Annotated in this window: 10 protein-coding genes and 1 pseudogene; 8 read left to right on the top strand and 3 right to left on the bottom strand. The window is 70.8% G+C overall.

The genetic code is table 11. The features are described 5' to 3' along the window. Positions 1-232 (top strand): transposase family protein (locus H300_RS0121180; RefSeq protein WP_037981390.1); only part of this gene is annotated, 232 nt, incomplete at its 5' end. Positions 233-270: 38 nt separating this feature from the next. Beyond that, complete coding sequence (locus H300_RS30680; protein WP_078516203.1) at positions 271-933, top strand: ATP-binding cassette domain-containing protein; 663 nt, start codon at positions 271-273, stop codon at positions 931-933. Here the strand turns inward: H300_RS30680 and H300_RS0121185 are convergent. Beyond that, positions 860-2,095: an IS110 family RNA-guided transposase gene (locus H300_RS0121185; protein ID WP_037981393.1), complete on the bottom strand. Its 1,236-nt coding sequence runs from the start codon at positions 2,093-2,095 to the stop codon at positions 860-862. The genes H300_RS30680 and H300_RS0121185 overlap by 74 nt on opposite strands. A 406-nt stretch (positions 2,096-2,501) precedes the next feature. Between H300_RS0121185 and H300_RS0121195 the strand changes: the two genes are divergently transcribed. The 4 genes from H300_RS0121195 (at position 2,502) to H300_RS28470 (ending at position 6,120) form a co-directional block, all read left to right on the top strand. Beyond that, complete coding sequence (locus tag H300_RS0121195; protein ID WP_028428989.1) at positions 2,502-2,771, top strand: hypothetical protein; 270 nt, start codon at positions 2,502-2,504, stop codon at positions 2,769-2,771. A gap of 206 nt (positions 2,772-2,977) precedes the next feature. Beyond that, positions 2,978-4,186: a glycosyltransferase 87 family protein gene (locus H300_RS28460; RefSeq protein ID WP_051270269.1), complete on the top strand. Its 1,209-nt coding sequence runs from the start codon at positions 2,978-2,980 to the stop codon at positions 4,184-4,186. Between the two features lie 442 nt (positions 4,187-4,628). Beyond that, positions 4,629-4,913 (top strand): FkbM family methyltransferase, encoded by a 285-nt coding sequence (locus tag H300_RS32715; protein ID WP_486583986.1) that lies wholly within the window; start codon positions 4,629-4,631, stop codon positions 4,911-4,913. Between the two features lie 37 nt (positions 4,914-4,950). Continuing rightward, positions 4,951-6,120 (top strand): glycosyltransferase family 4 protein, encoded by a 1,170-nt coding sequence (locus H300_RS28470; protein ID WP_051270268.1) that lies wholly within the window; start codon positions 4,951-4,953, stop codon positions 6,118-6,120. A 28-nt stretch (positions 6,121-6,148) separates the two neighbouring features. Here H300_RS28470 and H300_RS0121215 read toward each other — a convergent pair whose 3' ends face one another. After that, complete coding sequence (locus H300_RS0121215; protein ID WP_028428990.1) at positions 6,149-6,817, bottom strand: response regulator transcription factor; 669 nt, start codon at positions 6,815-6,817, stop codon at positions 6,149-6,151. Next, entirely contained in the window at positions 6,805-8,082 is a 1,278-nt protein-coding gene (locus tag H300_RS0121220; RefSeq protein ID WP_028428991.1) for a sensor histidine kinase, read from the bottom strand. The genes H300_RS0121215 and H300_RS0121220 overlap by 13 nt, the downstream gene beginning before the upstream one ends. Positions 8,083-8,229: 147 nt before the next feature. Here H300_RS0121220 and H300_RS0121225 point away from each other — a divergent pair, with 147 nt between their 5' ends. Continuing rightward, positions 8,230-8,976 carry an ABC transporter ATP-binding protein gene (locus H300_RS0121225; RefSeq protein WP_028428992.1) on the top strand — a complete coding sequence of 249 codons (747 nt, stop codon included), beginning with the start codon at positions 8,230-8,232 and terminating at the stop codon, positions 8,974-8,976. Between the two features lie 267 nt (positions 8,977-9,243). After that, positions 9,244-9,459 (top strand): annotated as a pseudogene (locus tag H300_RS31970) (ISL3 family transposase); the annotation flags it as partial.

Here is a 9,459-nt window from a genome sequence, read left to right on the forward strand (position 1 = left end):
GGACACCGACCCGGCAGTGATCACCGGCTACAAGGCCGCCCGGAACCGGCCCCTGACCCGCGGCCAGAAACTGTCCAACCAGGCGCTGGCCGCAGTCCGGGCACCGGTCGAGCACGGCTTCGCCCACCTGAAGAACTGGCGTGTGCTCGGCAAGGTCCGCACCGACCCGAAGTGGGCGACCGCGCTGGTGAGGGCCCTGCTGGTCCTGACGAACCGCGAAGTCGCCCGCTGACGGATGACCTTGCCGGGAGTCATCCGCCCCCGACCAGCATGAGCACCCCGAAGCCCACGCACACCAACCCACTTGACCTGCACGTTTCACGATGCACACCGCCCACTGATATACGCCTTCCCGTCGTCCAGTTAGTCAGGGTCTCCGTCGACCACCGCGGAGGCACCGGCCGCGGACCTGCCCTCGGCGAGGCCAGCGTGGGCTTCCCGGAGCGCCTCCTGACCGCGGTCGTGGGGCCCTCCGGCGCGGGCAAGAGCACCCTCCTGCGGTGCGCTTCGGGGGTGGAGCGACCGAGCCGGGGCCGGATCTTCCGAGGCTCACGGGCGCTGGACGTCATGGACGAGCGGGAACTCATGGAGCTGCGTGGGCGTTACGTGCCGTACGCGCCCTTACTGCCTCCGGCGCTCACGGCGTACAAGTACGTGGACCGGGGGGTGCCCCTATCTGTTTCGTCAACCGTGGTGGGTGGTGTTTCTGGGGTTTTGCTGGGGTTTGGGGTTCGTTCCGCGGGGTGGGACGAACTCGGTGGTTCGGGTGGGGGTGGGCAGGCTGACGGTCGGCAGGGCGGGGTGCCGGTGCCGGTGGGCAGGAAGTGCGGGGGCGGAAAGGGTAGGGGTGGTGGGGTGGTCAGGCGGCGAGGTCGACGTCGCTCGGGGTGCGGGGTTCGTAGAGGGTGCCGGTGCGGATCATCGCGTGGATGACGTTCACGCGCTGGCGGGCCAGGCGCAGGATTGCCTGGGTGTGGGTCTTGCCGCTTGCGCGTTGGCGGTCGTAGTAGGTCCGGGAGGACGGGTCGGCTTTGCAGCCGATCGCGGCGAACGCGGCTTGGAACAGGGCTTGTTTGAGGAGCCGGTTGCCGCGGTGGGGTGCGTGCTCGCCGCGGATGGAGGTGCCTGAGGACTTGGTGGCGGGGGCGAGTCCGGCGTAGGAGGCGAGGTGTCCGGCGGTGGGGAAGGTGGTGCCGTCGCCGATCGCGACGATGACGGCGGCCGTGGTCCTGACGCCCAGGCCGGGCAGGGAGGTCAGGAGGGGGAAAAGAGGGAGGGCCTCCAGCAGGGCGGCGATCTCCTGCTCGGCCTGGCGGCGCTGGGTGTGGGCGGTGGCGAGCTGGGCGGCCAGTCCCGGCACGATCAGCGTGCTGGCCTCGGTGCCGGGAACGACCACGGTCTGCTCGGCGAGCGCGTCGAAGATCTCCCCGGTGAGGTGATGGGCCTTGCGTGAGCCGTGTGCCTTGAGCAGGGCCTCGCAGCGGGCGCGGCCCAGTTTCTTCAGCCTGGCCGGGGAGCCGTGCCGTTCGAGGAGGGCCAGGATGTAGGGGTAGGCCAGGCGGGGGCCGACCACCCTTTCGAGGGTGGGGTGGATCTGGGAGAGCAGGCCGCGCAGCCGGTTGGAGGTGCGGTTGACCTCGCCGGCCAGGTCGTTGTCGTAGCCGGTGAGCATGGTCAGCCCGGCCAGCTTCTCGTCGTCGCGGTCCACCGCGCGCAGGGTGTGCGGCATGGAGCGGGCGGTGTCGGCGATGATGAAGGCGTCGCGGGCGTCGGTCTTGGCCTCGCCCGGGTAGAGGTCGGCGGCCCGGCGCATCGACAGTCCCGGCAGGTAGGCGACCCGGCAGCCGGTGGCGCGGGCCACGGTCAGCGGCAGCGCGCCGATGTTGGCGACCTGGTCCACGATCACCAGGACGGTGCCGAACTTGGCTGTGAGCTTGTCGAACAACTCCCGCAGCCTGGCCTCGGGGTTGGGCAGTCTCTTGTCGTGGACGGTCTTGCCCTGCCCGGTCAGGCCGTGGGCGTGGTGGAACTCCTTGCCCAGGTCCAGGCCGAGGAAGAGACCTATGTCGAAGATGTCGACAGCGATGTCGGTCATGCGCGGTGCCTTGCCCCTCTTCGGTCGTGCACGTTCGTATCCACCCCGGCCGTCCCTGCGGCACCACACGCCGGCAACCACGTTACGCAGACATCCCCGCCCTCAAGCGGCCCGGCGTTGCGCCGGACCGGACGGTCGTCAGGCCCCTCATCAGCGGTCAAGCGGTGCCCCGAAGCCCGGCGGCAACACCCCCCAGGTCATGCATACGACAGGGGGCACACAGCCATACCGGACCCGGGGGCCAGGCGCCCCATTGCGGGGCAGAAAAGGTAACGGGGTACGCGTCGCCACCGGCCGCACGGCCCGGCGGACCGCCGTGCTGGAAGCGCTGCACCACGTGGGTCTGGAGAAGGAGGCCGACCGGAAGCTCGCCGGCCTCTCCGCAGAGTAACGGGTACGGGCGACCGTGGCCGGAGCCCTACCTTCCGGACCACGGATCCTGTTCGTCGACGAACCGACGAACTCGCTCGACGAAGCCGGTGGTCAGCGGATCATGGGTGTGCTGCGCACCTTGGTCGAAAAGGCCGGACTCACCGTCGTCGTGGCTACCCGCGACCCGATGGTGGCCGCCTGTGCGGACCGCGCAGTCTTCCTCGTCGGCGGCCGTGTCGTCGGCAAGATCGACTGTCCGACGGCCGACGAGGTCGCCGCCGAACTCGTACGACGGCAGCCTTGACGGTACGCCCAGTCCCACCCGTACGGAGTCCGGCACCCAGAACGTGCTGCGAGGCGTCAGGCCCACGATGGTGGGGAAAACCCGACCTCCAGGTCTCGACTTGGCCGTCATGACCTGGGCAACGCCCCCGATGCAATGGATGGGTGCTGAAACGAGGTGCTCAACTCCATCTGTACACTGACCGATTGATGTCCGCAGGTTGGCTCGTGGCCGCCGCGTGGGCCGCCGTCTTCCCATTGATCACGGCGCCTGCACCGCACCGGCTGTGGGGCGCGAGCGCGTGCGTGGGGTATCTCTGCGCGGCGGTCGCCGCGTTGTGGACGCGTCCCTACGGGCGGGCCATCTCGGTCGGGTGCGCCGTCGGTGGTGCCGTCGTCGTGCCGCTCGCTCTGCTGCTCCTGACTGGCGCGGCACAGAGCGAAGTCGGCGTGGTCGAGCGCTCCGGGCTGCTGACCCTGCAGCAGGCGACCCCCTACCTGGCCGATCCCCGGTCAGTGGTTGAGGTCACCCCGTACCTGCCGGGGATGGCGGTGTTCGGCTTGCCGCGTGCGGTGCTCGGCGACAGTGGCCCGTCGGCAGCGCTGCTGGGGGACGCCCGGCTCTGGTGTGCCGCGGCCTTCCTGGGCTGTTTCTGGGCGGCTCGCCGGGCGATCCGGCTTCCGGCCGGCAGTTCGCCGGCGTCCGGCGGTGGCGGGCTGAGCCGCCACGCCATCGGCGCTTTCGTCGCCTCACCGGTCGTCGCGCTCCCGCTCTGCGTCAGCGGTGTGGACCTGCCGTTGGCCGGGCTGCTGTTCCTGGCCCTGGCGTACGCGGCACGCCGCCGACCGGTGGCCGCCGGGCTGGCTCTCGCCGCCGCCTGCTCCCTCAAGTGGACGGCATGGCCGGCGATCGCGGTGGTCGTCTCGCTGCTCGCCCACCGAGCCGGCAGCCGGGAGGCCGTGCGCGGGGCGGCCGTTGCGGTGGGGGGTACCGTCCTGCTCGTACTACCGAGCACGCTGCTCGCGCCCGTGCCTCTGATGCAGCAGGTCTTCGCGTTCCCGACCGGGCGTGGGCCGTGGGAGACTCCGGCCGCCAGTCCGCTGCCGGGCCGTCTGCTCGCGGACCTCGGCCCCGCCGGCTGGTACGCGGCGGTCGGGCTACTGCTGGCGGGCGGGCTGGCGGTCGCTGCTTCTCTCCTGCTCCGGCCGCCGGACGGACTGGTGCCGGCAGCCGACCGGCTCGCCGTCGGCCTGTGTGTGGCGTTTCTCCTCGCGCCAGCCGGCCGCTTCGGGTACCTCGCGCTCCCCGCCACCCTGGCCGTCCTGGCCCGGCTGGTCGCTGGCACCCGCCGAGCGGATCCGCCGCGGGGCCGCGTTGTCCGGGGCGTACGGCTTCCGCGTCCGCTCCCGGCTCCGACGGCGTGGAGTGTCCGGTGAAGGGCCGTCGTACCACGGCGGTGGCGGCAGCCCTGCGGAGGAGTTCCCACCGGTTCCCCTTCGTGGAGGACGAGGTGGCAAGCCTGCGGGCGTTCGTGCCGCCGGGGTCGGTGTGCGTGGACGCGGGCGCCGAGTACGGGCCGTACACCTGGGTGCTGGCTGCCCTGGCCGGGCCGTCCGGCCGGGTGTACAGCGTCGAGCCGCTCCCCGGCCCCTACCACTGGCTGCGGAACACCGCGCGACTGCTGGGCGCCCGAAACGTGACCGTGCACCGGACTGCCCTCGGCGCATGGTGCGGGCGCGGAAAGCTCAGCGTGCCGGTACGGCGTGGACTGCCCGTGCACGGACGGGCCTACCTCACCAACGGCGCGAACGGGCCGGGCCCTAATGCCGAGTTCCTGGACTACCGCACCGTCGTGACCCCTGTCCGCACCCTCGACAGTTGGCCCACGAGGTCGGCATGCAGCGACTGGCGTTCGTCAAGGCCGACGTCGAGGGTGCCGAACTCGGCCTCCTCCAGGGCCGTTCGGTCACTCTGCGCAGACACCGTCACACGCTATTACTGGAGATCGAGCGGCGTCATCTGGCGAAGTACGGAGCCGAACCGGCCGACGTGCTGCGGCACCTGCTGGGCCTCGGCTACCAGGCCCACCGCCGGAGTCGCGGCCGCTGGGTCCCCGTCGTCCGCGTCACGGAGGACCGCCGCAACTACCTCTTCACTACCTGACACCCCACCACCCCACGTCCCGAAGGCAGCGTCCACCATGGGCACCACTTTGATCGTCACCAACGACTTTCCGCCCCGCCAGGGCGGTATCGAGACCTTCGTCCACGCCATGGCGATCCGCGTCCCCGGACATGACGTGGTCGTCCACACGTCCAGCGAACCCGGTGCCGCCGCGTTCGACGCCACACTGCCGTTCCCCGTCGTCCGGGACCCGGCCCGCACGCTGCTGCCCACCCCGACGGTGACCCGGCGCACGCTGGAGATCGCCCGCCGTTACGGCTGCGACCGGGTCTGGTTCGGTGCCGCCGCCCCGCTCGCGGCAATGGCACCGGCGCTGCGGCGCGGCGGAATCCGGCGGATCGTCGCCACGACGCACGGTCAGGAGATCTGGTGGGCGCGCACCCCGGGCGCACGTCGGGTGATGCGGCGCATCGGCGACCACGTGGACGCCGTCACCTACCTGGGCGAGTACACTCGTCGCCGCATCGCGCCGGCGCTGGGGCCGCGGGCCGAACTGGTGCGGCTGGTCCCGGGTGTGGACCCGGCGGCTTTCTTGCCCGAGCCGGACCGGGCCCGGCAGGTCAGGGAACGGCACGGTCTCGCGGGCCGCAAGGTCGTGCTGTGCGTCTCGCGGCTGGTCCGGCGCAAGGGCCAGGACATGCTGATACAGGCGCTGCCGACCGTGCGGCGGACCGTGCCGGAAGCCGTACTGGTGATCGTAGGCGGCGGCCCCGACGAGGAGCGGCTGCGCAGGCTCGCGCGTCGGCACGCCGACGGCCACGTGGTCTTCACGGGCGGGTTGGACCACGCCTCGACGGGTCCCTACTACGCGGCGGCGGACGTCTTCACCATGCCGCGCCGGACCCGGAAAGCCGGGCTGGAGGCCGAGGGTCTGGGCATCGTGTTCCTGGAAGCGGCCGCCGGCGGCCTGCCCGTGATCGCCGGCGACTCGGGCGGCGCGGCCGACACGGTCATCGACGGGGTGACGGGCAACGTCGTGGACGGCACGGACGCGGGGGCCGTGGCCCGGGCCGTGTCTGGGCTGCTGGACGCACCGGAGCGGGCCGCCGCGATGGGCAGGGCCGGCCGCGACTGGGTGGCTTCCCACTGGTCATGGGACATGTCGGCCCGACGCCTGACGCGGCTACTCGGCTCCGACGCAGATCTTGCATCGGTCGTATCCGACCGGGACGGCAGAAAGAGCTGACGGCCTACCTGCGGACCGGGCGGTCTGGTCAGGTTCGCGGGGCCTCGCCGCGGAGGTGGGCGAGAACGGCGAGGACGCGCCGATTGCCCTCAGCCGGATCGAGATCCAGCTTCATGAAGATGTTGCTGGAGTGCTTGACCACAGACGCCTCCGTGATGGTGAGCCGCCGAGCGATAGTCTGGTTGTTGAGTCCCTCCGCCATGAGGGCAAGAACTTCACGCTCACGGGGTGTCAGCCGCTGCAACGGCTGCTCAGCGGTCCGCTGCTGGAGCAGTACGCGGACCACTTCCGGGTCGATCACGGTCTGCCCGCCGACGACGCGGTCCAGCGCCTCAAGGAAGTCGGTGACCTCCCCCACCCGGTCCTTCAACAGGTAGCCGAGGCCCCCCTCGACTGGCGAACCCCCAGTGAACAGCCGGGTCGCGTAGGCCGTGGCGACGTACTGAGACAGCACCAAGACCGGCAGGCCGGGGTGCCGCCCGCGCAATTCGAGTGCTGCCTTCAACCCCTCATCGCGGAAGCCGGGTGGCATCCGCACATCGGTGATGACCACGTCGGGGCGGTCTGCGTCCACGGCACGCGCCAGTTCCGCCGCGTCCCCGGCCGAGGCGGTCACCTCGTGTCCGACCCGGGACAGCAGCTCCCCCAGGCCAGCGCGCAACAGAACCGAGTCCTCGGCGAGCACTACGCGGAGCACGGCACCTCCACCCGCAGTTGCGTGGGTCCGCCGACGGGGCTGGTCACGATGAGTCTCCCTTTCAGCACGGCCAGTCGGTCCGCCAATCCCTGCAGACCGGCCCCGGCGACGGGGTCCGCGCCGCCATGGCCGTTGTCGGTGATGAGCAGCACGAGTTTGTCCTCTCGCAGGCGGCCGACGACGGTGACCCGGTCGGCGCCACTGTGTTTGGAGGCGTTCGTCAGCGCCTCGGTGATGGTGAAGTACGCCGTCGTCTCGACGGCCGAGGGCAACCGGTCCGGAAGGTCGACATCGACGGTCACCGGGATCGTGTTGCGCAGGGCCAGTTCGGCCACGGCCGCCGACAACCCGTGATCCGTGAGGACCTGGGGGTGGATACCGCGCACCAGGGAGCGCAACTGCTCCAGAGCCTGACGGGCCTCGCCTCGGGCTCGGGCGACGAGCGGTGCGGCGCCCGAGCCCTGGTCACGCAGCTCCAGCTCGGCCAGTCCAAGGGTCATGCTGAGCGCCACGAGCTGTTGCTGGGCACCGTCGTGCAGGTCCCGCTCGATGCGCCGTCGCTCGGCCTCGAACGCGTCAATCAACCGGGCCCTAGAGCGCGTGAGTTCGATGACCCGGCTATTCAAGTCCTCGTTCCGCGCGGACAGCAGAGCCTGTGCGATCCACACCTGGGCGCTGGCGAGCAGTCCGCCCACGTACGCCGAGACGAGCAATCCGAGCAGGCCGACGGCGCTTCCCGGCAAGGCGGCGACAGGGTCGGAGACTGTCCGGCCGGGCACCAGCATCACGGTGTCGGGTGCGATCACCCACACGATGACCGGCGTTGCCGTCAGCAGGACCGACAGGCCGAGCAGGGCGGTGAAACCAATCCCGGTGGCGGTGAAGACGACCCCCAGGGCGAGGGTGTACCCCAGCTCCCGCCAGGTGGCCCGCTCGCGGAGTCGGGTGCGCAACCAGGGCAGGACGCCCGTACCGGGCAGGGAACCGTGCGGGTCGAGGAGCGGTTCTGGTTCGACCAGTCGCAACCGGCGCCGTTCCAGGGCAGCGACGGGAATGCCCAGGACTGCGACCCCCATCAGAATGATGAGCCCGACGCCCACCACGGACAGCCCGATCCCGACGAAGAGGAGGGCGGCCAGGAGGAGCAACACGCCGAAACCCACGACGGTCCCGCTCAGCACGAACGCCCAGCAGCGCAGCGGCCAGACGGAGAGGACGAAACGCAAGGGACGCCTCCGCACGACCTCCCATGCGGCGACGGTCATGGTGCGTTTCCCTCCGGGGCCGGTTCACGTGCGGGTCCACGCCACTCTAACCGCCCGGCGGCCTTCTCCAATGGTAGGGAGAACCCCACCCCCAGGACTCCTTGCAGGTCCACTGACCCGGGCGGTCCGCTCTGCTGGACTGGGAACATGTCACTGCTCACCGACATCCAGCTCCCGGCTGTCCAACTGGCAGCATTCTCCAAGAGCTACCCGGGGCCCGCGGGTCCCATCCCGGTCCTGCGCGAGGTCAGCCTGGGCATTTCACACCGGGCACTGACCGCCGTGATGGGACCGTCCGGCTCCGGCAAGACGACGCTGCTGAACTGCGCGGCCGGACTGGACAAACCCGACAGCGGCAAGGTCCTGCTCGGGGACACCGACCTCGCTTCCTGCACCGAGCGGGAGCTCACAGTGTTGCGCCGCAGCCGAATCGGCTTTGCATTCCAGCAGTTCAACCTGCTGCCGATGCTGAACGCATATGAGAACGTGGCGCTGCCGCTGCGCCTGCGGCGGCGGTCGGTCAAGCGGGCTCGGGTCATGGAGGCGCTGCACGAGGTGGGTCTGGCGGACAAGGCCGACCGGCGGCCCGCGCAGCTCTCCGGCGGACAGCAGCAGCGGGTGGCCATCGCCCGGACCCTGGTGGCCGAACCGGAGATCGTTTTCGCCGACGAGCCGACCGGCTCCCTGGATCGGAGCAGCGGCCGGCAGGTCATGGACCTGCTGCGCGCCGTGGTGGACCGGGCGGGGCGCACAGTGGTCATCGTGACCCACGATCCTGCGGTGGCGGCGTGTGCGGACCGGGTGGTGTTCCTCTCGGACGGCAAGGTCGTCGGGTGGCTCGACCACCCGACGGCGGACGTCGTCGCCCGCCGACTGAGCGAGTGGGAGCGGTGATGTGGCGAGTTTCGCTCCTCTCGGTGCGGCACTACTGGGCCCTGTTCGCCGGTACGTTCGTGGCGCTGACGCTGGGCGTGGCACTCGTCGGGACGTCGGCCTCGGCCCTGGCGGCCACCTGGTCGGTACCCACGTCTCCGCAGGCCGGGAAGTCAGGCTCTCCTGCCGCATGTGTGGGTGCCGTGGCCTGGGCCGATATGGGAAACACGCCGCTTCCTGTGATCCTTGAGGTGTCTGAGCTCAAGTTTGATCAAGCAGGAAAACGGCGTGTCCCTCTTCAGCATATGGAAGCGGACCCTGACGGCGGAGAACACCGTGGTCGAGGGCGTCCGGATCGATGAGAACGAACAGTGTGTGGTCGTGTCGGTACGGCCCGATGCCCGCCGTCGGCAGCGGTGCGGCCGGTGCCGACGGCCGGCCGTCTGGTTCGACGCGGGCCGGGGCCGACGCCGGTGGCGCGACCTCGACCACGGCGTGATGCGG

The organism is Streptomyces sp. TAA040, assembly GCF_000424845.1.